Annotated in this window: 23 protein-coding genes, 4 tRNA genes and 1 pseudogene; 19 read left to right on the top strand and 9 right to left on the bottom strand. The window is 61.4% G+C overall.

The features are described 5' to 3' along the window. The gene (locus BLV67_RS07435) at nt 1-2121 is read right to left on the bottom strand and encodes a TonB-dependent receptor plug domain-containing protein (protein ID WP_341865569.1); all 2121 of its coding nucleotides are present in this window, start codon (nt 2119-2121) and stop codon (nt 1-3) included. A 193-nt stretch (nt 2122-2314) separates the two neighbouring features. On the opposite strand from BLV67_RS07435, the gene BLV67_RS07430 reads away from it, so the two are divergent. The 9 genes from BLV67_RS07430 (at nt 2315) to BLV67_RS07390 (ending at nt 10161) form a co-directional block, all read left to right on the top strand. Beyond that, nucleotides 2315-3340 carry an NAD(P)H-dependent glycerol-3-phosphate dehydrogenase gene (locus BLV67_RS07430; protein WP_056859718.1) on the top strand — a complete coding sequence of 342 codons (1026 nt, stop codon included), beginning with the start codon at nt 2315-2317 and terminating at the stop codon, nt 3338-3340. 11 nt (nt 3341-3351) lie between these two features. Next, the gene (locus BLV67_RS07425) at nt 3352-3699 is read left to right on the top strand and encodes a DUF4389 domain-containing protein (protein ID WP_069788738.1); all 348 of its coding nucleotides are present in this window, start codon (nt 3352-3354) and stop codon (nt 3697-3699) included. Continuing rightward, nucleotides 3696-4145: a phosphohistidine phosphatase SixA gene (gene sixA, locus BLV67_RS07420; protein ID WP_069788739.1), complete on the top strand. Its 450-nt coding sequence runs from the start codon at nt 3696-3698 to the stop codon at nt 4143-4145. Before BLV67_RS07425 ends, sixA begins: the two co-directional genes overlap by 4 nt. An 85-nt stretch (nt 4146-4230) precedes the next feature. Continuing rightward, a complete protein-coding gene (locus BLV67_RS07415) occupies nt 4231-5880 on the top strand; it encodes an AMP-binding protein (RefSeq protein WP_069788740.1) in 1650 nt (549 codons plus the stop codon). A 30-nt stretch (nt 5881-5910) separates the two neighbouring features. Continuing rightward, nucleotides 5911-6354, top strand: coding sequence for a hotdog fold thioesterase (locus BLV67_RS07410; RefSeq protein ID WP_069788741.1), 444 nt, complete (start codon nt 5911-5913; stop codon nt 6352-6354). Between the two features lie 97 nt (nt 6355-6451). Further along, entirely contained in the window at nt 6452-7255 is an 804-nt protein-coding gene (locus BLV67_RS07405) for an alpha/beta fold hydrolase (RefSeq protein ID WP_069788742.1), read from the top strand. Beyond that, on the top strand, nt 7252-8106 hold the full coding sequence (locus tag BLV67_RS07400) for an alpha/beta hydrolase (RefSeq protein ID WP_065929512.1): 855 nt from the start codon (nt 7252-7254) through the stop codon (nt 8104-8106). The genes BLV67_RS07405 and BLV67_RS07400 overlap by 4 nt, the downstream gene beginning before the upstream one ends. A gap of 102 nt (nt 8107-8208) precedes the next feature. Then, nucleotides 8209-9027: a DUF4892 domain-containing protein gene (locus BLV67_RS07395; RefSeq protein ID WP_069788743.1), complete on the top strand. Its 819-nt coding sequence runs from the start codon at nt 8209-8211 to the stop codon at nt 9025-9027. Nucleotides 9028-9099: 72 nt separating this feature from the next. Then, nucleotides 9100-10161, top strand: a complete 1062-nt coding sequence (locus BLV67_RS07390) for an AI-2E family transporter (protein WP_069788744.1) — start codon at nt 9100-9102, stop codon at nt 10159-10161. Here BLV67_RS07390 and BLV67_RS07385 read toward each other — a convergent pair. Continuing rightward, on the bottom strand, nt 10158-11192 hold the full coding sequence (locus BLV67_RS07385; protein WP_069788745.1) for a sensor histidine kinase: 1035 nt from the start codon (nt 11190-11192) through the stop codon (nt 10158-10160). The two genes, BLV67_RS07390 and BLV67_RS07385, sit on opposite strands and share 4 nt — an antisense overlap. Further along, the gene (locus BLV67_RS07380; RefSeq protein WP_056859738.1) at nt 11192-11956 is read right to left on the bottom strand and encodes a response regulator; all 765 of its coding nucleotides are present in this window, start codon (nt 11954-11956) and stop codon (nt 11192-11194) included. Before BLV67_RS07380 ends, BLV67_RS07385 begins: the two co-directional genes overlap by 1 nt. Before the next feature lie 261 nt (nt 11957-12217). On the opposite strand from BLV67_RS07380, the gene pyrF reads away from it, so the two are divergent. Next, on the top strand, nt 12218-12916 hold the full coding sequence (pyrF, locus tag BLV67_RS07375) for an orotidine-5'-phosphate decarboxylase (RefSeq protein WP_065929516.1): 699 nt from the start codon (nt 12218-12220) through the stop codon (nt 12914-12916). Between the two features lie 111 nt (nt 12917-13027). Here pyrF and BLV67_RS07370 read toward each other — a convergent pair whose 3' ends face one another. Beyond that, the gene (locus tag BLV67_RS07370; RefSeq protein ID WP_065929517.1) at nt 13028-14035 is read right to left on the bottom strand and encodes an NADP-dependent oxidoreductase; all 1008 of its coding nucleotides are present in this window, start codon (nt 14033-14035) and stop codon (nt 13028-13030) included. A 228-nt stretch (nt 14036-14263) separates the two neighbouring features. On the opposite strand from BLV67_RS07370, the gene BLV67_RS07365 reads away from it, so the two are divergent. From BLV67_RS07365 to BLV67_RS33625, 4 genes and pseudogenes are all read left to right on the top strand, one after another. Beyond that, nucleotides 14264-15025 carry an SDR family oxidoreductase gene (locus BLV67_RS07365; protein ID WP_065929518.1) on the top strand — a complete coding sequence of 254 codons (762 nt, stop codon included), beginning with the start codon at nt 14264-14266 and terminating at the stop codon, nt 15023-15025. A gap of 203 nt (nt 15026-15228) precedes the next feature. Further along, nucleotides 15229-16641, top strand: coding sequence for an aminotransferase-like domain-containing protein (locus BLV67_RS07360; RefSeq protein ID WP_069788758.1), 1413 nt, complete (start codon nt 15229-15231; stop codon nt 16639-16641). A gap of 114 nt (nt 16642-16755) precedes the next feature. After that, nucleotides 16756-17865 (top strand): annotated as a pseudogene (locus BLV67_RS33630) (HAMP domain-containing protein); the annotation flags it as partial. Then, complete coding sequence (locus tag BLV67_RS33625; protein WP_425272301.1) at nt 17842-18723, top strand: methyl-accepting chemotaxis protein; 882 nt, start codon at nt 17842-17844, stop codon at nt 18721-18723. The pseudogene BLV67_RS33630 and the gene BLV67_RS33625, both read left to right, overlap by 24 nt. Before the next feature lie 27 nt (nt 18724-18750). Here BLV67_RS33625 and BLV67_RS07350 read toward each other — a convergent pair whose 3' ends face one another. From BLV67_RS07350 to BLV67_RS07335, 4 genes are all read right to left on the bottom strand, one after another. Then, complete coding sequence (locus BLV67_RS07350) at nt 18751-19563, bottom strand: alpha/beta fold hydrolase (RefSeq protein WP_069788760.1); 813 nt, start codon at nt 19561-19563, stop codon at nt 18751-18753. Nucleotides 19564-19878: 315 nt separating this feature from the next. After that, nucleotides 19879-20136, bottom strand: coding sequence for a hypothetical protein (locus tag BLV67_RS32305; RefSeq protein WP_143039891.1), 258 nt, complete (start codon nt 20134-20136; stop codon nt 19879-19881). A 56-nt stretch (nt 20137-20192) separates the two neighbouring features. After that, a complete protein-coding gene (locus BLV67_RS07340; RefSeq protein WP_064452164.1) occupies nt 20193-20486 on the bottom strand; it encodes a transposase in 294 nt (97 codons plus the stop codon). Between the two features lie 182 nt (nt 20487-20668). After that, on the bottom strand, nt 20669-21427 hold the full coding sequence (locus BLV67_RS07335; RefSeq protein WP_244160703.1) for a hypothetical protein: 759 nt from the start codon (nt 21425-21427) through the stop codon (nt 20669-20671). Between the two features lie 383 nt (nt 21428-21810). On the opposite strand from BLV67_RS07335, the gene BLV67_RS07330 reads away from it, so the two are divergent. The 5 genes from BLV67_RS07330 to gltS all read left to right on the top strand — a co-directional run bounded on the left by BLV67_RS07330 (nt 21811) and on the right by gltS (nt 23812). After that, nucleotides 21811-21886, top strand: a tRNA-Glu gene (locus BLV67_RS07330). Nucleotides 21887-21889: 3 nt separating this feature from the next. Further along, nucleotides 21890-21965, top strand: a tRNA-Gly gene (locus BLV67_RS07325). Between the two features lie 105 nt (nt 21966-22070). Further along, a tRNA-Glu gene (locus BLV67_RS07320) sits at nt 22071-22146 on the top strand. 4 nt (nt 22147-22150) lie between these two features. Then, a tRNA-Gly gene (locus tag BLV67_RS07315) sits at nt 22151-22226 on the top strand. Nucleotides 22227-22600: 374 nt separating this feature from the next. Next, nucleotides 22601-23812 (top strand): sodium/glutamate symporter, encoded by a 1212-nt coding sequence (gene gltS / locus BLV67_RS07310; RefSeq protein WP_074854436.1) that lies wholly within the window; start codon nt 22601-22603, stop codon nt 23810-23812. A gap of 470 nt (nt 23813-24282) precedes the next feature. Here the strand turns inward: gltS and pdxR are convergent, their stop codons facing one another. After that, a complete protein-coding gene (gene pdxR / locus BLV67_RS07295) occupies nt 24283-25764 on the bottom strand; it encodes a MocR-like pyridoxine biosynthesis transcription factor PdxR (RefSeq protein WP_069788764.1) in 1482 nt (493 codons plus the stop codon). Nucleotides 25765-25829 lie beyond the last annotated feature (65 nt).

Here is a 25829-nt window from a genome sequence, read left to right as displayed (position 1 = left end):
TCAGAATTCCAGCTCCGCGCTGAAATAGAGGACATGGCGACTGTCGTAGTGGTTATCGGCCCAGGTGGTGGGCTGGTTATCGAGGCGTTGTTGCAACATGCCGGCCAGCTCCACATTGGCTTTGCCCAGGGCAATGCGCTTGGCCACCCGCAGGTCGACCCGTTCGAAGCGATATTGGTTGAGCGCATCGTCGCCATAGTAGAACAGCGCACTGGACCAGCCGTGGCCCCACTCGCGCAGCCAACCGGCCGAGCCGCTGTTGCGCGCGGTTTGCGCCTTGTCCAGCGGGTTGCTGGATGCGGCGTCGACGTAAGCATAGGTCAGGCGCAGGCGGTCGGTATTGCTCATGCGCCAGTCGAACTGCGATTCGGCGCCGGTGAACCGTGCGCTGTTAGCGTTGCTGGCAATGTATTGGTTGTTGCGCAGCGGTGAGCTGATCATCTCGGTGATTTCGTCGTAGAACAGTTTCACGTCGACATTCAACCCGAAGTCGGCAAAGAAGCCGTTGTAGCCCAGCTCTCGTGAACGCATCAACTCTTTATCGAGGTTGCCGGGGCCCCGCGTCACCACAAAATATTGCCCGGAGTTCTGCCCGTAGGTCGGGGAGCTCAAGTTGGTGACGCGGTAGCTCCAGTTGACGTTGTTCTCGAACATGTCGGGCGAGCGAATCGCCTCGGAGTACACCGCCCGCAGGCCGTGGCGCGGGTTGATCAGGTAGTTGACCGCCACCCGCGGCGTCAGCGAGTTGCCGCTCAAGTGGGTGTCTTCGTACATGGCGCCGCCTTGCAGCAGCCAGTGTTCGCTGGCGCGCCATTCCAGGTGGCCGAACAAGCGCCAGGTGGTGTCGTCAAGGGTGCCGTTGAAGTAGGTGTCGGAGTCGGCGCGGTCGTAACGGTAGTTCATGCCGCTGACCAGGCGCAGGCTGTCGGACAGGCTCAGGGTGTCCTGGATCTCCAAGTCGTAGCGGCTTTCGCGGGTGCTCTGGTCGATATCACCGCAGACGCTCTGGTTGGCGCCGTCGCGCCACTGTTCCAGGACTTGCTTGGCCAGGCCCTGCTCAGTGCTGCTGCCAGGCGGTAAACTGTCTGGTTTGTAACTGTTCATGTGCCGGGCCAGCTGTTCGGCATAGTTGGGGTTCAGTTGCCACAACCGCGTCAGCTCCGGGCTGAACGAGACCTTGGCATCACAGGCTTTCCAGACCTGCTGTCGGTCCCATTGCTGGGCCGAGCCCTGAATGTACAGGCTGTGCTCGGGGTTGAAGTCGACGTTCCAGCGCAACGACCCGGCATAGTCCTTGGCGACGGCATCGGAATTGGTGCCGCCTTCGGTAATCCCGGCAAATACCGGCGTGTAGGTATAAGGACGCTGGTTGGTGCCTTCCTTAGCGTCAAATTGCCAGTCGAGGCTCTGTTGCGCGTTCAGGGTCTGGCTCACCGCCAGGCTGAAGCGGTTGAGGCGGCGGCTGTCACGGCGGTCGGCGCCGACGGCATCGCTGTCAAAGCCATCGTCCTGCTGACCGGACAAGGACAGGCGCAAGTCACCGGTTTCCCAACCCACGCCCTGGCTGGCGTAGTAGTCGTTGATGCCGCGCTGGCCACGGATGACTTTAATCCGCGAACCGTGGCTGTTGGCCGGTGAGCGCGTGAGGATATTGACCACCGCCATCAGCGCGTTGGCGCCGTAGCTGACGGTGTTGGGGCCACGGAACACCTCGATGCGCTCGATATCTTCCATGGCCACCGGGATGTCGCTCCAGTCCACGGTGGCAAGGCCCGCGCGGTACACCGAGCGCCCGTCGATCAACACTTGCATGCGCCGCGCGTCGCTGGCGCTGGTGCCGTGGTAGTTCACCGCGGCCTGGTTGCCGCTGGTGTAGCCGACCATCATACCCGGCACCAGCCGCAGCAGCTCGGCGATGTCGCGTGCGCCGCTGGCCTTGATCAGCTCGCTGTCGATCACCGTCATGCTGCCGGGCACGGCCGCGGCCGATTGCTTGAGGCGTGTGGCGGTCAACACTTGCGGCAGCGGCTGGCTGTCGAGAAACAGGTCATCAGCCAGCGCAGGGGTGCTGCACAGCAACATCAGCAACAGCGATGAGCGAGGAGGAGGGCCCAGATACACGGCACGGCCTTGATAATTACGGATAGCCGCCCATGTTAACTGAGGTGGGGCCATTTGCCAGTCGTGGGACTTGCAATTACTTCACACAAGTGTGGCATTTTCCGACAAGCGCACGAATTGACGCGGGGGCTGGCCGCAAGCGGGTCGCCCCGTATAATGCCGCCATCGCCATGTAAGGATTAACGGATTGCATATGACTGAACAGCGCCCTATTGCGGTCCTGGGAGGCGGAAGTTTTGGTACCGCCGTGGCTAACCTGCTGGCTGAGAATGGCCACGCGGTGCGCCAGTGGATGCGCGATCCCGAGCAGGCCGAGGCCATCCGCGTGCATCGGGAAAACCCCCGTTACCTTAAAGGCATCAAGATTCATCCGGCGGTGGAACCGGTCACCGACCTGTTGGCGACGCTGACCGACTGTGACCTGTGTTTTGTCGCGCTGCCTTCCAGCGCCTTGCGCTCGGTGTTGGCGCCCCACGCTGAGCGCCTGGCCGGCAAGCTGCTGGTCAGCCTGACCAAAGGCATTGAGGCGCAGACCTTCAAGCTGATGAGCGAAATCCTCGCCGAGATCGCCCCGCAGGCGCGCATCGGCGTGCTGTCCGGGCCGAACCTGGCGCGGGAAGTCGCCGAGCACGCGCTGACCGCCACGGTGGTGGCCAGCGAAGACGAGGCGCTGTGCGAACGTGTCCAGGCTGTGCTGCATGGCCGTACCTTTCGCGTCTACGCCAGTGGCGACCGCTTCGGCGTCGAGCTGGGCGGGGCGCTGAAAAACGTCTACGCGATCATCGCCGGCATGGCCGTGGCCCTGGGCATGGGCGAGAACACCAAGAGCATGCTGATCACCCGCGCGCTGGCGGAAATGACCCGATTTGCGGTGAACCAGGGCGCCAACCCGATGACCTTCCTCGGGTTGGCCGGCGTAGGCGACTTGATCGTCACCTGCTCGTCGCCCAAAAGCCGTAACTATCAGGTCGGTTTCGCCCTCGGCCAGGGCCTGAGCCTGGAAGACGCGGTTACGCGCCTGGGCGAAGTCGCCGAAGGCGTCAACACCCTCAAGGTGCTGAAGGCCAAGGCCCAGGAAGTCGGTGTGTACATGCCGCTGGTCGCCGGGCTGCACGCGATCCTGTTTGAAGGGCGCACCTTGAACCAGGTGATCGAGCTGCTGATGCGCGCCGAGCCCAAAACCGACGTCGACTTTATTTCCACCAGTGGTTTCAACTGAGGAACGCGCACATGAACGATCCGAAAGACAGCCCAAAATACGAGTCCATCCTCCTGCGTATCCTGTGGATGCTGGTGTTTGCGCTGGTGTGGCAAGTGGCGCAGTTCCTGCTCGGTGCGCTGGTGGTGGTGCAGCTGATTTATCGCCTGATCTACGGCGCGCCGAACCTGGGCCTGATGAATTTTGGCGACAGCCTCAGCCAGTTCCTGGCGCAGATCGGCCGTTTCGGCAGCTTTCACACCGAGCAGAAACCCTGGCCGTTCGCCGATTGGCCAACCCCACGCGCACCCGAAGGCGAAGCCGCCCACAGCGTGCCGCCCGCGCCGCACCCGGTGCGTGATGAGGAGCCGAAGCTGTGAAGCTATGGATTTTGCGTCACGGTGAAGCCGAAGGGCATGCGCGCACCGACGCCGAGCGCAACCTCACCGAGCATGGTCGTGGCGAAGTGTTGCGCAGTGCCGCGCACCTGATTGGCCAGCCCATCAGTGCCATTATCGCCAGCCCCTATGTGCGGGCGCAGCAAACCGCGCAGTTGGTGCGTGAGGTGCTGGGTTTCGAGCCGCAGGTCCGCACGGTGCCGTGGTTGACGCCTGAGGGCAACCCGCTGCAAGTGCTGGAAAAGCTCGACACCGATGACAACGTGCTGCTGGTCAGCCACCAACCCTTGGTGGGCAGCCTGATCAGCTTTTTGCAGCATGGTCACCCGCGCCAGCCAGAGCCGATGCACACCGCCAGCCTGGCGGAGCTGGAAGGCGATTTTCCGCTGGCAGGGCTGATGAGCCTGGTCAACGTAAAAAACCCATAAGCTGGATCGCTTCTTTTTGTGTGCTATATAGTCAACCAAGCAAGTGCTTGGTTGGCTATCATCGGATCACAAAGGAGCGCGTCCCATGCCTGTCGCTTTTCGTTTGCCGTTGCAGGTCTTCTTCGAACGTGAAGCGCGACACCCGCGCAAACCTTTCCTGGTGCAACCCATCGGCGGCGGCGAGGTGCAGACGCTCACCTGGGGCGATGTCGGCCATCAGGCCCGATGTGCCGCGCATTGGCTGCGCGCCCGGGCATTGCCCCAGGGCTCGCACATTGCCCTGATCTCGAAAAACTGCGCGCACTGGATCATTGCCGACCTGGCGATCTGGATGGCCGGGCATGTGTCGGTGCCGTTGTACCCCAACCTCACGGCGGACTCCGTCAACCATGTGCTCACGCATTCGGAGGCGGCGCTGGTGTTGATCGGCAAGCTGGATGACTGGCCCGCCATGGCGCCCGGCATCCCGGCCGGTTTGCCGACCATCAGCCTGCCGTTGTGCCCGGCCGGCGACTTTGATTTCAGCTGGGCAGACCTGCAAGCCAGTTCACCGATTCAGGACAACCCTTTGCCTGAGGCCGCGAGCCTGGCCACCATTGTCTACACCTCCGGCACCACCGGCTTGCCCAAAGGTGTGATGCAAACCTTCGGTGCCTTGGGGTTTGCCGCCACGCGCGGCACGCAAATATTTGGCTTGGGCGAGGACGACCGGCTGCTGTCCTACCTGCCGTTGTGCCATGTGGCAGAGCGCATGTTTGTCGAGTTGGCGGCGATCTATACCGGGCAAACCGTGTTTTTCGCCGAAAGCCTCGACACCTTCCTGACCGACCTGCGCCGGGCGCGCCCCACGGCCTTGTTCGGCGTCCCGCGTATCTGGACCAAGTTCCAGATGGGCGTCTACGCCAAAATCCCGGAAAAACGCCTCGATACCCTGTTGCGCCTGCCTTTTATCGGCAAGCGCGTCGGCCACAAAGTGTTGGTCGGGTTGGGCCTGGATGCGCTGCGCATCGCGCTGTCCGGCGCCGCCCCGGTGCCGGAAGCCTTGCTGCGCTGGTATCAACGCCTGGGCCTGGACGTGCTGGAGGTGTATGGCATGACCGAAAGCTGCGGCTATTCCCATGTATGCCGCCCTGGCCAGCAAACGCTCGGCTGGATCGGCTTGCCGTGCCCTGGCGTTGAGGTGCGCATCGACCCGATGGGCGAAGTGCAGGTGCGCAGCGGCGCGACCATGCTCGGTTACTTCAAGGACCCGCAGAAAACCGCCGAAACCCTCACCGACGATGGCTTCCTGCGCACCGGCGACAAGGGCGAGCAGGATGCTGACGGCCGCCTGCGCCTGACCGGGCGTCTCAAGGAGATCTTCAAGACCAGCAAGGGCAAGTACGTGGCCCCGGCGCCGATCGAAAACCGCCTGGCTGAACACGCGCGCATCGAACAGGTGTGCGTGGTCGGCGATGGTTTGCTGGCGCCGATGGGCCTGTGCGTGTTGTCGGCCGGCAGCCAGGACCGACAGGCACTGCGCAGCAGCCTGGAACGCTGGCTGGAACAGGTCAACGGCGCGTTGGACAAGCACGAGCGGTTGCGCCAACTGGTGGTGGTCAAAGACAGTTGGGCAGTAGAGAACGGCTTTCTGACGCCGACTTTGAAGATAAAACGCAACGTGATCGAGTCGACTTACGGCGCACAATTTTCGGCCTGGAGCGAACGCAGCGAGCCGATTGTGTGGCAGGATTAGGGTCGTAATAAAACCAATAAGGACGATTTCATGAGCTTGTGGCGCACCCAACCGAATATCGAGCAACTCAACGCCAGCCAGAAAAACACCATCGGTGAATTGCTGGATATCCGTTTCGAAAGCTTCGACGACGAGTCCCTGACCGCGAGCATGGTGGTCGACCAGCGCACCCACCAACCGTACGGCCTGCTGCACGGTGGCGCGTCGGTGGTGCTGGCCGAAAGCGTCGGTTCCATGGCGGCTTACCTGTGCATTGATGCCAGCAAGTTCTATTGCGTGGGCCTTGAGGTCAACGCCAACCACCTGCGTGGTGTGCGCAGCGGGCGGGTGACGGCGGTGGCGCGGGCGATTCATATCGGCCGTACTACGCAGGTCTGGGACATTCGCTTGACCAGCGACGATGGCAAGGCCAGCTGCGTGTCGCGCCTGACCATGGCCGTGGTGCCGTTGGGCGAGAAGCCGCCGGCACGATAGGCGTGGCGTGAGTGTCATCATTCCTGGCGGTTACAGTCATTGCTGTACGGTTAAAGGCTGGTGACAATTCACTTCTGTTCTCGTAGATGGATCCTGTATGTCGCAGCACGTGTTTTTTGCCCATGCCAATGGCTTTCCTTCGGCCACGTACGGCAAGTTGTTTGCCGCCCTGGCCCCGGAATACGCGGTGGCGCATTTGCCGCAGCACGGTCACGACCCCAGGTTTCCGGTGGATGACAACTGGCAGAACCTGGTGGACGAGCTGATCCACCACCTGAAACAGCAACCGGAACCGGTGTGGGGCGTGGGCCATTCCTTGGGCGGCGTACTGCACTTGCACGCCGCCATGCGCTGCCCGCAGCTGTACCGTGGCGTGGTGATGCTCGATTCGCCGGTGTTGACCCGCGCTGACCGCTGGGTGATTCGCGCCGCCAAGCGCTTTGGTTTTATCGACCGTCTGACGCCGGCGGGGCGCACCTTGGGGCGACGGGAAGAATTCAGTGACCTGGCAGCTGCACGCAGCTATTTCGCCGGCAAAACGCTGTTTCGCGGTTTCGACCCGGAGTGCTTTGACGCGTACCTGCAACACGGCCTGCAACAGGTGGGCGATCGCCTGCGCTTGCGCTTTGACCCGGCCACCGAGATCAGTATCTACCGAGGCGTGCCCCACACCAGCCCAGGCCAGGTTCGCCAATTGAAGGTGCCGCTGGCGGTGGTGCGCGGTCGCCAGAGCCGGGTGGTGATGCGTCACCATGCCAGTGGTGTCGACCGCCTGCCCATGGGCGAAATGCTCACCATGCCCGGCGGCCACATGTTTCCCCTCGAACGCCCCCAGGACACCGCGACGTTGATCAAGAACCTGTTTTCCCGCTGGCAAGCCCGCGAGCGCAGCTGCGCATGAGCAACCCGGTCGAAGAAGTGCGCCTGAGCCTGCCGCATATCGAATTGGCCGCGCATCTGTTCGGGCCTGAAGACGGCCTGCCGGTGATCGCTTTGCATGGCTGGCTGGACAACGCCAACAGCTTTGCGCGGCTGGCGCCCAAGCTTGAGGGGTTGCGCATCGTTGCGCTGGACATGGCCGGGCATGGGCATTCGGCCCATCGGCCTGGTGGGGCCGGTTATGCCTTGTGGGATTATGTGTTTGATGTGCTGCAAGTGGCTGAACAACTGGGCTGGAAACGTTTTGCATTACTTGGCCATTCCCTGGGCGCCATCGTTTCCCTGGTGCTGGCCGGGGCGTTGCCGGAACGTGTCACTCACCTGGGGTTGATCGACGGCGTGATCCCGCCGACCGCTGCTGGCGAGAACGCTGCCGAGCGCCTCGGCATGGCGTTGCAGGCGCAATTGAGGTTGCAAGACAAGCGCAAACCGGTCTACAGCACCTTGGACCTCGCGGTGCAAGCGCGCATGAAAGGCGTAGTGGCGGTCAGCCGTGAAGCCGCCGAACTGCTGGCCCAGCGCGGTTTGATGCCCGTGCCGGGCGGCTACACCTGGCGCACCGACGCGCGCTTGACCCTGGCATCGCCGATGCGCCTGACCGATGAGCAGGCGATGGCTTTCGTGCGGCGTGTGGGTTGCCCTACACAGTTGGTCGTCGCGGCTGACGGCCTGTTGGCGAAACATTCCGAATTGCTTTCTCAGCTACCTTTTACGGTGAGCACGCTGCCGGGCGGCCATCATTTACACCTTAATGATGAGCCCGGCGCGATCCTTGTTGCAGACTGTTTCAATCGGTTCTTCTCCACGCCTTGACTTGGCGGGGTCAACTGCCGAGGCTGGGCGGATTGAAAGGGAGTCAACCATGTACGAACTCAACACTGCTGTGCACTTCGATGGCCAGGGCTCACTCATCCGATGAGCCTGCGTAAAGAATGTCTCCGTGCCCTTGGGCTGTGCTGTTTCAGCCCCCTGGTGTTCGCCGCCGATGTGCCAGGCAGCCAGGATCTGCCGGCCGTGGCCCGTCAGGTCGATGCGCAAATCGTCGATTATCGCCCCGCTGAAGAAAAAGAACGCATCTACCCCATGGGCGCGATCCGCAAGATCAGCGGCCAGCTGCGCTACGAAGGCCAGGCCACGGCCCGCGGCCAAACCACTGCCATCACCTATGAACTGCCCGCCGAGCACACCTCCAGCGCCGCCTTTATCGCGACACGTGAAGCGTTGCAGGCCAAGGGCGCGCAGCTGTTGTTCTGGTGCCAGGCGCGTGATTGCGGCGAAAGCAGCCTGTGGGCCAATGAAGTGTTCGGCAATGCCAAGCTGGTCGGCGCCGACGGCCAGCAGGAATACCTGCTGCTGCGCCTGGCAGCCCCGCAGGACCACTCGTTGGTGGCGCTGTATGGCATTACGCGCGGCAACCGCCGTGCTTATCTGCATGTAGAACAACTGGACGCCGACGCGCCCTTGGGCGACTTGCTGCCCACCTCGGCGACCTTGCTGCGCGAGCTGAAAAGCACCGGCGAGCTGGACTTTCCGGCACTCGGCAACGCGCCTGACACCACCTGGCTGACCTTGATTTCCCGTGGTTTGAACCTCGACGCCACCTTGCGCGTGAGCCTCACCGGGCCGACCGCCGAGGCCTGGCGCCAGGGCCTGATCGACAGCGGTGTGCGTGCCGCCCGCCTGGAAACCGGCAGCGGTGACGCTAAGGGTTTGCACCTGCATCTGATACGCTGACCGTTATAAGGCGAACGGACCCGTGCCGTTCGCCTAAGCTCTCTTCCTACAGCCTTATTCTCGAGATACCCGATGCTCAATAACGATCGCCTACTGGTGCAAATCCTGCTGCTGGTGTTGTTTGGTGCCAGCTTCTGGGTGATGGCGCCGTTCTGGTCGGCGCTGTTCTGGGGCGCGGTGCTGGCGTTTGCCAGCTGGCCGCTGATGCGTTTGCTCACGCGCTGGCTGGGTGGCCGCGAATCCCTGGCGGCGGGCATCCTCACGTTGGGCTGGATGTTGCTGGTGGCGGTGCCGCTGGTGTGGCTGGGGTTCAACCTGGCCGACCATGTGCGCGATGCGGTGGGCCTGATCAAGGATATCCAGGTTGACGGCTTGCCCGCCGCCCCTGCCTGGCTGAACTCGATCCCCTTTGTTGGCGAGCGGCTGGTGGCGACCTGGGACAGCATCGACCAACAGGGTGCAGCGCTGATGGTCAGCATCAAGCCGTACCTGGGGCAGGTGGGCAACTGGCTGTTGGCGCGCAGTGCGCAAATTGGTGGCGGTATTCTTGAGCTGACCCTGAGCCTGGTGTTCGTGTTCTTCTTTTACCGTGATGGGCCACGGCTGGCGATGTTTGCCCATCGGTTGCTGGAGCGCCTGATCGGCGAGCGCGCCGGTTACTACATCGAACTGGTGGCCGGCACTGTGCAGCGGGTGGTCAACGGCGTGATTGGTACGGCGGCGGCCCAGGCCCTGCTGGCGCTGATCGGCTTCCTGATTGCCGGCGTGCCGGGCGCGCTGGTGCTGGGCATCGTCACCTTCCTGCTCAGCCTGATCCCCATGGGCCCGCCGCTGGTGTGGATTCCCGCCACGGCCTGGCTGGCATGGAAGGGCGACTACACCTATGCGGTGTTCCTCGGTGTCTGGGGCACGTTCATCATCAGTGGCGTGGACAACGTGCTCAAGCCGTACCTGATCAGCCGAGGCGGCAATCTGCCGCTGGTCATCGTGCTGTTGGGTGTGTTTGGCGGCTTGATTGCCTTTGGCTTCATCGGCCTGTTTATCGGCCCGACCTTGTTGGCGGTGGCCTACAGCCTGCTGACGGATTGGAGCGCGACCCAGTCCCAGGACCGTCGCGAAGATAAAGCGCTTTAAGCCCTCGGCAAGTACATCACGGCCGTCAGGCCACCGCCTGGGGTTTCCTCCAGGCTCAGGTGGCCGCCGAGGCGCTCCACGGCTTCCTTGGAAATGGTCATGCCCAGGCCGACGCCACCGGAGTTGCGGTTGCGTGAGCCTTCGAGGCGAAAGAACGGTTCGAACACCGCCTCGCGTTTATCGGCTGCAATCCCAGGCCCGTGGTCGATCACGCGGATCACCAGGGCGCCACGGCTGTCTGCCAACTCAATACGCGCCGTGCCGGCATACCGCAGGGCGTTGTCGATCAGGTTGTTGAGGCACGAACGCAGTGCCATCGGTTGCACCTGCAACGGCGCGCAAGTGCCGCAAAACTGCACGTCCGCGCCTTGGTCCTGGGCGTTTTCGCTGAGGGACTCGACCAGCGCCTGCACGTCGAGCCAGTGCCGGGTCTCGCTGGTGCGCTGTTCGTGCAGGTAGCTCAAGGTGGCGTCGAGCATGCCGATCATGTCGTCCAGGTCCTGGCGCATCTGGCCTTGCAGCCTGGGGTCTTCGATTTGCTCCAGGCGCAGCTTGAGGCGTGACAGCGGCGTACGCAGATCATGGGAGACGGCGCCGAGCATGCGCGCGCGCTGGCTGACTTGCTCGCGGATGCGCTTTTGCATCAGGTTGAAGGTCGATGCAGCCTGGCGCGCTTCCCGTGGCCCGGACTCGTTGAGCGGCGGGCTGTCGAGGTCAAGACTCAAGCGTTCGGCGGCTGCACTCAGGCGCTGGATCGGCCGGCTCAGCAGTTTGGCGCCGTACCAGGCGGCGATGATCAGCGAGATAAACTGAAAGGTCAGCGGCACCACGGGGCCGCCGTACCACGGCCGGTGATGGCGGGCCAATGGCTTCATCGTGCCGTCCGGTTGCTCGACAAAGGTTTCCTGGGGCGGCGGTGGGGGCGGGCCGTAGTGGCGGAACCAGAAGATCGCCAGCACATGAGCGAGCACAATAGCCACCAGCAATACGCCGAACAGCCTGCCAAACAGCGTATTGAAGGTGGCGCGCATCAACCGATATCCCGGGCGTCGAACAGGTAGCCTTCGCCGCGCACGGTCTTGATCAGTTGCGGGGCTTTCGGGTCATCCCCAAGCTTCTGGCGCAGGCGCGATACGAGCAGATCGATGCTGCGGTCGAAGGCTTCGATGGATCGGCCACGGGCAGCATCCAGCAATTGTTCGCGGCTCAGCACACGGCGCGGGCGCTCGATGAACACCCACAGCAGGCGAAATTCCGCATTGGACAGCGGCACCACCAGGCCATCGTCGGCCACCAGTTGGCGCAGTACGCTGTTGAGGCGCCAGTTGTCGAAACGGATGTTGGCGCGCTGCTCGGTGCGGTCATCGCGCACCCGGCGCAGGATGGTCTGGATACGCGCCACCAGCTCGCGCGGCTCGAACGGCTTGGACATATAGTCATCGGCGCCCAGTTCCAGGCCGATGATGCGGTCGGTGGGTTCGCAGCGTGCGGTGAGCATCAAAATCGGGATGTCCGACTCGGTGCGCAACCAACGGCACAGCGACAGGCCGTCTTCGCCCGGCAGCATCAGGTCGAGTACTACTACATCAAAGGTTTCGGCTTGCATGGCGGTGCGCATGGCCGTGCCGTCGGTGACGCCGGTGGCGAGAATATTGAAGCGGGCCAGGTAGTCGATCAGCAGTTCGCGGATCGGCAGGTCGTCATCGACGATCAGCGCGCGGGTGTTCCACCGCTTGTCTTCGGCGATCACCGCGCCTTTTTGCTCTTCGTTTACAGAGACGGTAGGGGTATGCATAGTGCGATCATCTGCCTGGGTTGTTGCATTGAGCATAGGCGCCCGGTTCCATGGCTGGAAGTGCCGGGCGAGCGGTCATGTGCGCGAGGCTAGTCGCGGGGCGTGTTGAGGGCATGTCGGGAATGTATCGGTCTTGACACAATGACTCGAAATCCCCGGTTATGCGCGCTTGATCAGCATTTTACCGATCATCGGATCCCGCAACGGCGCCGCTTGCGCTACAATCCGCGCCGATTTCGACTTGCCTGAGAGCCCATTCCAATGCCCGTCTGCCAGACTCCTATCATCGTCGCCCTGGATTACCCCACTCGTGACGCCGCACTGAAGCTGGCTGACCAGTTGGACCCCACGCTTTGCCGGGTCAAGGTCGGCAAGGAACTGTTCACCAGCTGCGCCGCCGAAATCGTCGGCACCCTGCGTGACAAAGGCTTCGAAGTATTCCTCGACCTGAAATTCCATGACATCCCCAACACCACGGCCATGGCGGTTAAAGCCGCCGCCGAAATGGGCGTGTGGATGGTCAACGTGCACTGCTCCGGCGGCCTGCGCATGATGAACGCCTGCCGCGAAGTGCTCGAGCAGCGCAGCGGCCCCAAACCCTTGTTGATCGGTGTGACCGTGCTGACCAGCATGGAGCGCGAAGACCTGGCCGGCATCGGCCTGGACATCGAGCCGCAGGAGCAGGTCCTGCGCCTGGCGGCATTGGCGCAGAAGGCTGGCCTGGATGGCCTGGTCTGTTCGGCCCTGGAGGCCCAGGCGCTGAAGACCGCGCACCCGTCGCTGCAACTGGTGACCCCGGGGATACGCCCGGCAGGCAGCGCCCAGGATGACCAGCGTCGTATCCTGACGCCGCGTCAGGCCCTGGATGCCGGCTCGGACTACCTGGTGATCGGTCGCCCGATCAGCCAGGCGGCGGATCCGGCCAAGGCACTGGCGGCAGTTGTCGCCGAAATCGCCTGATGATCGTTCCCACGCTCTGCGTGGGAACGCCTCTTGTGACGCTCTGCGTCACGCTTTGGGACGCAGAGCGTCCCGGGCTGCATTCCCACGCAGAGCGTGGGAACGATCGGGTCAGCTGACTTTAAGCACCAACTTCCCAAAGTTCTCGCCGTTGAACAGCTTCATCAACGTCTCCGGGAACGTCTCCAGCCCCTCGACAATATCTTCCTTGCTCTTGAGCTTGCCCTGGGCCATCCAGCCGGCCATCTCCTGCCCGGCGGCGGCAAAGTTCGCCGCGTGGTCCATCACCACAAACCCTTCCATGCGCGCACGATTGACCAGCAACGACAAATAGTTGGCCGGGCCTTTCACCGCCTCTTTATTGTTGTACTGGCTGATTGCGCCGCAGATCACCACCCGCGCCTTCAGGGCCAGGCGGCTGAGCACGGCGTCGAGAATGTCGCCGCCAACGTTATCAAAATACACATCCACGCCTTTGGGGCACTCGCGCTTGAGGGCGGCTGGCACGTCTTCGCTTTTGTAATCGATGGCTGCGTCAAAGCCCAGTTCATCAATGAGGAATTTGCACTTGTCGGCGCCCCCGGCAATGCCCACCACGTGGCAGCCCTTGAGCTTGGCAATTTGCCCGGCAATGCTGCCCACCGCACCGGCGGCGCCGGAGATCACCACCGTTTCACCGGCCTTGGGCGCGCCGGTGTCAAGCAGGGCGAAGTAGGCGGTCATGCCGGTCATGCCCAGCGCTGACAGGTAGCGCGGCAGCGGTGCCAGTGTTGGGTCCACCTTATAAAAACCGCGCGGCTCGCCCAGGAAATAATCCTGCACGCCCAGGGCGCCGTTCACATAATCACCCACCGCGAATTTCGGGTTGTTCGAGGCAATCACCTTGCCCACGCCCAGCGCCCGCATGACTTCGCCGATGCCGACCGGTGGAATGTAGGATTTTCCCTCGTTCATCCAGCCACGCATGGCCGGGTCCAGGGACAGGTATTCATTGCGCACCAGCACTTGCCCGTCCGCTGGCGTGCCCACCGGCACTTCCTGGTAGGTGAAGGTCTCCCGCGTGGCCGCACCGACCGGGCGTTTGGCGAGCAGGAATTGGCGGTTGGTCTGGGCAGTCATGGCAGGGACTCTTCAAAAAGTGAGCCTTGAGTGATAGACCTTCATCGGCTTGGGGGCAAGGTAAAGGGTGAGTGCGAATGCCCGCCGATAGGTCGGGTTGATAGTTGGCCCCTGCGTCTTATCACTGCCATTCATGCGACCCCAACCGGCCATATGATAGTGCTGACGCGCCCGCCATGCGCTTGGCTAGACTCGGCCCACGGCCATTTCTTGCATAGGACATCCCCCATGAGCATGACGTTTTCCGGCCAGGTCGCCCTGGTGACCGGCGCCGCCGCCGGTATTGGCCGCGCCACTGCGCTGGCATTTGCAGCAGAAGGCTTGAAAGTAGTGGTAGCCGACCTGGATGTGGCGGGCGGCGAGGGCACGGTTGCGTTGATTCAACAAACAGGCGGCGAAGCGCTGTTCGTGCGCTGCAATGTCACGCTGGAGGCCGATGTGCAGCAATTGATGGCACAGACCATCGCCGCCTATGGGCGCCTGGACTATGCCTTCAACAACGCCGGCATCGAGATCGAGAAGGGCAAGCTGGCCGACGGCAGCCTGGATGAGTTCGATGCAATCATGGGCGTCAACGTCAAGGGCGTATGGTTGTGCATGAAGTATCAACTGCCGCTGTTGCTGGCCCAGGGCGGTGGTGCGATCGTCAACACCGCCTCGGTCGCCGGGTTGGGCGCTGCGCCGAAGATGAGCATCTATGCGGCGTCCAAGCACGCCGTGATCGGCCTGACCAAATCGGCCGCCATCGAATATGCAAAGAAGAAAATCCGCGTGAATGCAGTGTGCCCTGCGGTGATCGACACCGACATGTTCCGCCGTGCCTATGAAGCAGATCCGCGCAAAGCCGAGTTCGCCGCCGCCATGCACCCGGTCGGGCGCATTGGCAAGGTCGAGGAAATCGCCAGTGCCGTGCTGTACCTGTGCAGCGATGGGGCAGCGTTTACCACAGGGCAAGCCTTGGCGGTGGATGGTGGCGCGACGGCTATCTAGGACTCAATGCCATGCACTCTTGGAAAAGGATAGGGTCGCTGTGGGGCGTTTCCATGGCTGGCACAAGGCCTCGTCAGAATGTGTATCAGAAGGTAAATAAGTCAATAAAATCAATACTTTAATAAGAGTTTACGGCCGGTTTTAGCGAGCTTCTGTGCTTAACTGTTTGGGGTTGAATAACAGACAGTTGAAGTGAGTGGCTCATGGATTTAGGGATCGATCGACAAGCCCTTGTACCGGTGGTGCAGCAAATCGTCAGCGCGGTGGCGCAATGGATACGCAAGAGCGGCGCGAGCCCCGGTACGCGCTTGCCGTCCATCCGGCAACTGGCCCTCGACAACCTGCTCAGCCAGTCCAGCGTGATAGAGGCTTTCGAGCGAATGGTCGCCCAGGGTTTACTGGCGTCCAGGCAAGGCTCGGGATTTGTGGTCGCCCAGCCGGCTGTTTGCCTTGAAAGCCACTGGTATGAGGGGGCGGAGCTGGGTTGGGGCGACTATGTCGATGGCCCGTTGGGCGAGTTGAAGCTCGGTTGCGGCTGGCTGCCGGACACCTGGCGTGAAAGCGATGACCTGTGCTACGCGATACGGGAAATCAGCCGCACCGACACGGGCGGCCTCTTTAACTACAGCACGCCACTGGGCCTGCCGGCATTGCGCGAGCAGTTACTCAAGCGGCTGACCCAGATAAAGGTGGCCACCTGCCTGGATCGCATCCTGACCACCCATGGTGCCAGCCATGCACAGGACCTGTTGATACGCTCGCTGCTCAAGGCCGGCGATACGGTGGTGGTCGAGACGCCGGGCTACGCCAACCTCTATCGACAGTTGGAGCGTCATGGCGTCACGTTGCTGGAAGTTCCGCGCACCGTGGGCGGCCCGGACATGCCGGTGCTCGAGCAACTGCTGCTGCGCCATCGCCCCAAGTGCCTGTTCATCAACTGCCTGTACCACAACCCCACGGGCACCAGCTTGTGCCGCGCCGTGGCCGAGCGGTTGCTGGAGCTTTCGCACCGTGATGGCTTCCTGATCATTGAAGAGGACGTTTTCGGCGACCTGCAGCACGCCAGTTGCACGCGGCTGTCGGCCTTGCCCCATGATGACCGGGTGATCTACGTATCAAGCTTTTCCAAGACCCTGAGCAGTGCCCTGCGCGTGGGTTACGTCAGTGCCGGCGCGGCCATCGTTGCGCGAATGGCCAGCCTCAAGACCCTGACCGGTATCGGCACGTCACGGTTTGCCGAAACAGTGGTCGCCGCGCTGTTGGCCAATGGTACTTACCGCAAATGGGTGCAACGCCTGCGCAAGCGTTTGAATGCGCAAATGGCAGCCACTCTGGAGGTGCTGGAGGATGAGGAATGGCAGGTGTTTGCCGTGCCTGCCGGCGGTATGTTCGTGTGGGCGCGGCCGGGTCTGGGCGATCATTCCCGGTTGCAGGCGTGCGCGCGCAGGCTTGGCGTCTTGCTGTCATGCGGGGCGCTGTTTACTCCCCGCGGCGAACACAGTGACTGGCTGCGCATCAATGTGGCCTATGCTGCTGATCAGCGGGCGTTGGCGTTGTTCCGCGCCATGGGGCCTGCCAGATCGACCTCGACCATTCTGAAAACGACGAGCATGTAGCTTTTTGCCATTATTGTGGCGCCAACGTCTTGTGCCAATGGCGTCTCGTTGCGAATCTCGCTGCATGGCAACCAGGCTTGCTGGCAGCTGCCCGTGCAAGAGGATTCAAGTGCAATGATTTCGGCCGTGCAACGACGTTTCGCCAACCTCGGTATGGCAAAAAAACTGGGCTTGGGCTTCTCCCTGGTGCTGCTGCTGACGGCGCTGGTGGCGGCCATTGGCGTGTGGTCGCTGCAAACCGTTGGTCAGCGTTTCGAAGGCCTCAATGCGATGTCCTCGCTCAACAGCGGCTTGCTCAAGGTGCGCTTGATCGAGCAGGACTACGCGTTGCATGCCGACCCCAAAGCCGTCGATGCCTTGCATGAAAGCGTCGATGCCCTGGCTGCCCTGGCGGCCTCGCTCAAGGCCCAGTCCGCCGCCAATGTGCCGGTGATGGGCGACGTTGAACAGGCGTTGGCCGCGTATCGCCAGGCGTTCGACGAATTTGTCGAGTTGACCCAGACCAAGGACCTGGCGCTGGAAATGGCCAGTTGGTCGGTCTCCAGCGTGGCCAATAACCTCGATGTGCTGCAAGCCGGCCTGGCCGACGATGGCGCCTACGGCCTCAAGGAAAGCCAGGGCAAAGAGGGCGCCGAGTTTATCGAGCAGGCCGGGCAGGTCAGCCAGGTGTCGCGGTTGATGCTGCAAGCCATGAACGAGGCGCGGGTGCGCCTGGACCAGAGCCGCAGGGCCGATGCCGACAACGCCGAGCAGGGCAAGATCGAACAGGCCGACCAGGCCCTGGCGCAGGTCGAGCAACTGAAAACCGCGGTCAAGGACGCGGGTTACCAGACCGTGCTCAACGAGGTGTCCGGGCATATTGCCGCCTTCAGCGAAAAACTCGGTGAGTACACCGGTTTGCTGGCTCAGGAAAAAATCGTCTACAAGCAATTGCATGACCGCGCCGACCAGGTGGTCAGCCGGGTCAACCAGGCGTATGCCGCCGAAGACCAGTCGATGCAGGCGCAATTGAAGAAAAGCACGTGGCTGATCATCGGTTCCTCGGCGTTGGCGTTGTTGGTGGGGCTGATTGCCGCCTGGTTGATTACCCGCCTGATCGTGGCGCCGCTGCGCAGTGTGATTGCCGTGGCCCAGCAGATTGCTGCCGGTGATCTGAGCGGGCGCATGGAGGTCAGTCGCCGTGATGAAATCGGCCAGCTGATGCAAGCGATGCAACAGATGGGCACTGGCCTGAGCCAGATGGTCAGCGGCTTGCAGGCCGGCATCGAGCAATTGGCCAGCTCTGCACAATCACTCTCCAGCGTCACCGAACAAACCAATCTAGAGGTCAGCAGCCAGAAAGAGGAGACCGAACAGGTTGCCACGGCGATGAACCAGATGACCGCCACGGTGCATGACGTCGCGCGTAACGCCGAAGAAGCTGCGCAAGCGGCGCAGACCGCCGATGCCAAGGTCGACAGCGGCCAGCAGGTGGTGCGTCAGAGCCTGCAACGCATTGAGTTGCTGGCGGCCTCCAGCACCAGCGCCAGCGCCAGCATCGACAGCCTCAGTGCCGAGATCCAGCACATCGGCACGGTGTTGGGGGTGATCAAAAGTGTCGCCGAGCAGACCAACCTGCTGGCCCTTAACGCCGCCATTGAAGCCGCCCGCGCCGGCGAGCAAGGCCGAGGGTTTGCGGTGGTGGCCGATGAGGTGAGGGCGCTGGCCAAGCGTACTCAGCAATCGACCGAGGAGATCGAGCGGTTGGTGAGCACCTTGCGCAGTGCCGCGCAGTCGTCGGTGCAGCAGATTCAGCAAAGCGGCGAGCTGGTGAAGCTGGCCGTCAGCGATGCGTTGGAAACCGAGAGCGCGCTGGGCAGCATCGCCGCTGCCGTGTCCCTGATCCAGCAGATGAACCAGCAGATTGCCGCCGCCGCCGAGGAGCAAAGCTCGGTGGCCGAAGAAATTAATCGCAGTGTCACCAGTATCCGTGCGAGTGCCGACCAATCGGCGCTGAGCATGCAAGGCAACGCCGCGTCGAGCATTCAGTTGGCGCAGTTGGGGGCGCAGCTCAAGGGTATGGTGGGGCACTTCCGCCTTTGATCCACGAGCAAAGGCGGAACCGTGCGATCAGGCGTTGTTGGCGAGGAAGGTCAGCAGGGCTTCGTTGACGAAGTCCGGGTTTTCGCGGCTGGAGATATGCCCGGCGTCTGGAATCAGGGTCAGGCTGCAACCGATCAGCTCGGCCATTGCCCTGGATTCGGCAGGTGGGCGGGGCTTGTCCTGCTCGCCGCACATAATCAGGGTGGTGTCGGTGTCCAGGCGGTGCAGTTGGTCGAGGATATCGGCGCGGCTGAAGATCTGACGACCCAATGGCACGATGCTGTGCAGCAGGCGCTCCTTGGAGAAAGCCTGCAGCGACTGGCGAAAATCCTGGTACAGCGCAGATTCGCGGTCGATGCCTGGCCGGAAGAAGATCGGCGCGACCACATCCAGTAGCGGCTCAGGAATGGCGCCGGCGTCCTCAATCATCTTGAACAGCGAAAAGTAATACTGGCGTGTGGCCTCGGGCTCGGCGCCGAGGTAGGTGTCCATCAGCACCAGGCTGTTGATGCGCTGCGGCGCCAGCAGCGCCAGGCGCGCGCCCCACATGCCGCCTACCGACAAGCCCACCAGGTTGATCTGTGCGATGTCCAGCTGATCCAGCAGGGCCAGGGTCTGGCGCGCCAGGTCGTCGAGGGACTGGGTTTGGGCCGGCAGCGGGCCGGATTCACCATGGCCCCACAACTCGGGGACGATCACGCGGTACTGTTGCGACAGGGCTTCGATTTGCGGCGCCCACATATGGCGGTCCCACAGGTAGCTTGAGCCCAGCAGAACGACCGGGCCGGTGCCCTGGTCGACATAGTGCAGCGGTTGTCCATCAATGACGGCGACAGGCATAGCAGGCCTCTGACTTCACGGAGTTAGGGGCACTTTTTTACGCTAGTCGGGGGCGGGGGGATAGGTGCAAAGTGATGGCACTTGGTGGTGGCGTGGTGGGTTGGGTTGGGTTGGGTTGGGTTGGGTGAATATCCGTTATTTAGGTAACGGCGGCTTATGGTTCCGCTCTTACAGCGGGTCACTTTTGGCAAACGCCCCAAAAGTAAGCAAAAAGTCCTCGCCCCAACACTCGGTGCCTCGCTGTGGCTCGGCATGCCCGCAATCCGACAGTGATTTGGGGGGCCGCCGCGATGGGCCATCCTTGGCCCAGCGCGGCTAAACCGGCATCCCTGCCGGTTTACCCCCCAAATCACAGTCGAATTCCGGCCATCGTGTTTGACGGGGCGATTTCAGATCAAGATCAAGATCAAAAGCGCAGATCAAAAGACCGCTGACTTCGTCATCGAAAAGGATGTAAGAGCCGCGACTGGCATGATGAATCGCACGAATTTCCAGGCGAATCTCAGCGTCTGGATCAGGACGTTCCCGGCGTTTCAAATAGCCGTGAAAGCCCGACACCGAGACTTCCATCACTCGACATAACAACCTGACTGGAAAGCGAGTCCGTTCACGGGCGTCGAAGGCGTATCTCAGTTGGACTCTCTGGCAAAGAACGCCGTCGCTTTTTTTAGGATTTCTCGTTCCATTTTAAGCGTGGCATTTTCAGCTCGAAGCCGGGCCAGCTCGCTTTCTAGGTCAGAAACCGGATGCCGGGCGGGAGAACTGAGAGGACGCCCGTTACGTGCGGCGTCCAGCCAATTACCTAAGGTTTTGACCGAGATATCCAACTGTCGAGCTGCTTCTCCTCGACCAATGCTTTCAGCGAGTGTCACTGCCTGAGCTTTAAAATCATCGGTGTAACTGCGGCGGGTTTGCTGTGACATAGGTGCCTCCAAGGTTGCGATTAAAATATCGCTTCTTGGCGTCCGCTGCGAGGGAACAAGTCCATGGTTACTTCTGCGTCCTTGCAAAAGTGACCCGCCGTAAGGGCGGAACCCTAGGCCGCCGTTACCGCAGCAACGGATATGTACCCACCCCACCCAACCACCGCGCGCCCCCCAAACGATCAATCGTAAATAGCTTTCTTTTTCCACTCCGCATCGGCATCCACAACTTTAAGCCCTTCAGTCAACTCATTGACCTCATCTTCAGCCGGCTTGCTGTTGGTCAATACCGTGGAGTTGGCGCGGGCCAGTTGGCTTTCGAGCAATTGCAGCTGCGCGCTGTAGAGCGCCGGCTCCGGCTGTTTGTGCAGGTACTGCACGCCGCGCTCGAAGGCCAGGCGTGCCTGGCCGGGTTGGTTCTGTTGCAGGGCGTGCTGGCCGAGGTTGTTGAAGAACTCGATGTGCAGCAGCACCAGGATATGGCGAATTTCCTTGATCCAGTGCTTGGCCTCGTTGGTCGGCAGAAAACCGTCCTGAGCCGCACGGGTCACTTGACCATGCAGGGCTTCGAGGAGGAAGCGCACGTCCTTGGCCTTGGCTTCGGTCTGGATCGGCGCCGGTGGGTTGGTCACCGGAATCGATTCGCCCTGGGCGATCAGCGCATTCAACTCAGTGATACGCGCCTTGAGAGCTGCACTGGACTTGTTGAGGTGCAACAGGCGCTGGTTGACGTTGAGCTCAAGGCGGGTGAGCAGCAGCTTGAGCGCCGGGGTCATCAATTGGCCAGGAAAGGTCTCGGTGATTTCACCGCACCGACGCAGCCGATCATTGAGCTCGATCTCGGTACGTTTTTTTTCCAGTTTGTTGTTTTCCACCACGTGGTTCATGTAGCCAATGGCGATCAGTATTACGATCCCGGCTATTACCAGCAGGGTGATCATGAGTGGTGTCACCGGTGTGACCTCTTTTATAGGGTTTGCTGTGGAGTGTAGTGACTGGGCCATCCGGCGGATAGGGCTGTTCGACCAGTTGCCCAGGTAGTTTCTTCTATATAGGCAAGCGTGACAGAGCGGGCTCCCTGCATAGATGCACATTGCCATCATTTACTCGGGCGAACTATAGCGTCTTGTCGGGCGCCAGAATATAGGCGTCAAAGCCCCCACGGGCAGAATGTCCGCAAAGGCCTGGAAAGCAGGGCGAAGTCATTGATTTAAATAAATTTATCCTTGGGGGTTGACGACCTTTCAATCCATCCATAGAATGCGCGCCACTTACAGCGTAAAGCACACAGCGAAACGCGGTAGGGAGTGAATGTTGTACGTGTGTCCCCTTCGTCTAGTGGCCTAGGACACCGCCCTTTCACGGCGGTAACAGGGGTTCGAGTCCCCTAGGGGACGCCATATGCGGGAATAGCTCAGTTGGTAGAGCACGACCTTGCCAAGGTCGGGGTCGCGAGTTCGAGTCTCGTTTCCCGCTCCAATTTACAAGCAATGTGGCCATCGGGCGGCATTGAGTGAAACCAGGGCATAATCTTCGGATTTAACCTCTGGGCACTGAAACACACACCATGTGTTTCAGTTGTGTGTCCCCTTCGTCTAGTGGCCTAGGACACCGCCCTTTCACGGCGGTAACAGGGGTTCGAGTCCCCTAGGGGACGCCATTTTGCGGGAATAGCTCAGTTGGTAGAGCACGACCTTGCCAAGGTCGGGGTCGCGAGTTCGAGTCTCGTTTCCCGCTCCATATTCAACAAAAACGCCGATCAGCAATGATCGGCGTTTTTGTTTGCGCTGAATTTAATCCGCCGGGTCAGAAACAGGCCTAACCACAGCGTTTTGCCGATCGATATACGCTCTGCGTCGACAGTGCTGCTCACAGTGGATGCTTTACGTGGCGCCTGGTGACAGTGCCTGGCGTGTGCTGGGTGGGGAATAGGCCGTTTCCATCACTTTTAGTTTTTCTAAAGGTTTTGCAGCGAGTGAACATCTCAACTGTGTAGGTCTTGTTGTTAAGTGTATGGGAATAGTCCGTAGTTAATCGCGGGTGGGTGTGTGCTGGTGCTGCTGTCTCTACTCTGGCCAGCCCAGTGTGCCTGTTCACTTCGGAGAACTGCCCAGATGTTCCAACTCGATTTTTACTCAACCCTGGTCGCCGCCTCTCTGGTGCTGCTGTTGGGGCGCTGGCTGGTCGCCCGCATTGGCTTTTTACGCGCCTACAGTATTCCGGAACCGGTGGTCGGCGGCTTATTGGTGGCTGCATTGCTGCTATTGCTGCGCGTATTGACGGACATCGGAGTTCGATTCGACGCTTCATTGCAAGCCCCTTTGATGCTGGCGTTCTTTGCCACCATCGGCCTGAATGCGGACTTTGCCAGCTTGAAGAAAGGCGGGCGCATCCTCGGCATCTTCCTGTTGATCGTGACGGCCCTGCTGGTGGTGCAAAATGCCATGGGCATCGCCTTGGCCAAGGCGCTTGGGCTCGATCCGTTGATGGGGCTGTTGGCCGGTTCCGTCACCTTGTCCGGCGGGCACGGCACTGGCGCAGCCTGGGGCGCGGTGTTCAGCGAAAAATATGGTGTGGCCTCGGCGTCCGAACTGGCGATTGCCTCGGCGACCTTCGGTTTGGTATTGGGTGGGCTGATTGGCGGTCCGGTCGCACGTTTGCTGATCAAGCGTGTGCAGGTGCCCGGCGTTGAGCTGGCGCTACCACCTCAGCCCAAAGGCTTTGAGCAGCCCAATCAGGAGCGCATGATCACCTCGTTTTCATTTATCGAAACCCTGGCGCTGTTGGCGATCAGCTTGCAGGTCGGCACCTTCCTGTATGGCTTTATTAAAGGCACGGCTTTCGAGTTGCCGACGTTTGTCTGCGTGCTGTTTGTGGGCGTGGTATTGCGCAACGGCTTGTCGGCGCTGGGCTGGCATCAGGTGTTTGAGCGTGAAGTGTCGCTGCTGGGTAATGTCAGCTTGTCGTTGTTCCTGGCGATTGCGCTGATGTCGCTCAAGCTCTGGGACTTGGCGGCGCTGGCTTTGCCGATAGTGATTCTGTTGTCGGCCCAGGCATTACTGATGGCCCTGTTCGCCATCTTCGTGACGTTCCGGGTCATGGGCCGCAACTACGACGCGGCTGTACTGGCGGCGGGGCACTGCGGTTTTGGCTTGGGTGCCACGCCGACCGCCATTGCCAATATGCAGGCGGTCACGCAGCGTTTCGGGCCTTCGCCGATTGCGTTTCTGGTGGTGCCGATGGTGGGGGCGTTCTTTATCGACATTACCAATGCGGTGGTGATCAAGCTGTACCTGGCGCTGCCGTTCCTGGGCACTGCGGGGTAGCGCGGCGAACTCAGTTGAGCGCGTGAACGTCCTGTTTAGGCATGAAAAAAACGCGAAAACAGCTCGGACTGGACTTGATGTTGAGCTTGTCTGTGTGGTGGCCAGCACGCCAGCAACGGCGGCAGAACCCCAGGTTAACCTGTACAACTGGTTCGGGTTGATCGCACCAGAAACGCCGAAGGACTTCGAGAGCCCAGGCGTACAAGGAGATTGAGGAACAGATCGGTCACTGTACGCCGGAGCAAGCCTGGGCCATGTATTACGTCTCGACCGGGAGGGTGCGTGAACACGTTACGCGGGCGGTCATGGAGCATATCGGTAGGGGCAACCGCGCGTTGCTGCTGGAGTTTCCCGAGTTGGCTCGGGTGCAAGAGCGGTCTCGTTTGATGCTGCCTCTTTGAGTGCCACTGCGTTTGGATCCGGATCGGCACCTGCTTTTCTGTGGGCAGCTTCAGTGATCAGGTCGGCTTTCAACCGCTCTTCCTGGCCCGCGCCAAGCGCAGCGTACCTTGGTGAATCTCATCCCGATTGAGCGAAGCAAACCCCAGCCGCAACGCGTTCTCCGCCAAGCCCGCAGGCGAAAACTGACGCGCACTACGCACCACAACCCCTTGGCCCAGCGCATTCTCCACTAACCGATCAACATCGGTCTCATCCTGGAAACGTACCCAGAGCGCCAGCCCGCCCTCGGGCGTGCGCACGTTGATACGCTCGCCGAACGCCTCGTGCAGGCAGCTCTGCAACACCTCCCGGCGCGCGGCGTATTCTTTCGAAACACGGCGCAAGTGCTTCTTTAATTCACCCTCGTTGATCAGGTCCGCCAACATCTTTTGCGCGACGGCGTCGGTGTCGCCGACCACCAGTGCGGCGCTCTGTTGCAGCACTTCAATCACATTGGCCGGCGCCACCACATAGCTGCAGCGAAATGTCGATCCCAATGCCTTGGATAACGAGCCTATATAGATCACATGGCGTTGCGCGCTGTCACTGGCCAGTGGCAAGTAGGGCCGCCCGTTGAAGTGATACTCGTGGTCGTAGTCTTCTTCGATCACACAAAAATCGTGCAGCGCCGCCAAGGCCAGCAACTGTTGCCGACGTGCCGCATGCAGGCTTACGGTGGTGGGGAATTGATGGTGCGGTGTGAGGTAGATCATGCGCACCTTATGCGCTTGGCAGAGTTGCTCGATATGGTCGGTGCGACAGCCTTCATCGTCCATGTCGACGGTGATCAAGCGCGCGCCGAGTTTGCGAAAAATTTCCCACGCCGGCGGGTAACTCAGGCGCTCCACCAACACCACGTCACCGGGTTGGATCAGCAGGCTGGCGGTGAGGTACAGCGACACCTGGGTGCCTGGCGTCAGGCAGATGTTCTCGGCACTGATCATCAGCCCGCGATTGTTGCGCAACATGTCGGCCAGCGCGCAGCGCAGGTAATAGCCGGTGCCTTCGCTGCCGTAGCGCACCGTGTTGGTGGTAAAGCTGCTGCGCAAGGCGTTGCGGTAGTAGCGATGCAGCACGGCTTGCGGCAACAAGCGGTGATCGCACGCGCCGTTATCGAAAAACAGCGCGTCATGGCGATGCTCCAGGGCAATCACCTGGGCGTTCTGGCTGAAGTAGGGCACGACCGCCTGCGGCATTAGTGCCGGGGCGAAGGACGGCTTGGTGTGACGGGGTGCGGGCTTGGGTGCCAGCTGCGCATTGACGAATGTCCCGCGCCGCGGCTCGCTGATCAGCCAGCCTTTGGTCAGGGCTTCTTCATAGGCCAGGATCACGGTCTTGCGGTTGACGTCGAGCAACTGCGCCATCTCCCGCGTACCCGGCAGCAATGTGCCGGGCGGCAGCCGCCCTTCGAGGATGGCCGCGACGAGGCCTTCGGCAATCTTGCGATAGGAGGCTTGGCTTGTGCCGTCATCAAGCTTGAGCAGGGGGCGCCATTTACGCATCTGGACCATCTGAAGTATCCAAAACTGGAGGTTTTAATGGGCCTAGTCTAGCGCAACAATCAGGCCTCACTCAC

Origin of the sequence: Pseudomonas salomonii (assembly GCF_900107155.1) — a bacterium.
Lineage (GTDB): Bacteria > Pseudomonadota > Gammaproteobacteria > Pseudomonadales > Pseudomonadaceae > Aquipseudomonas > Aquipseudomonas salomonii.
Note: the sequence above shows the minus strand (reverse complement) of the source record. Positions and strands in the feature narration are given on the sequence as shown.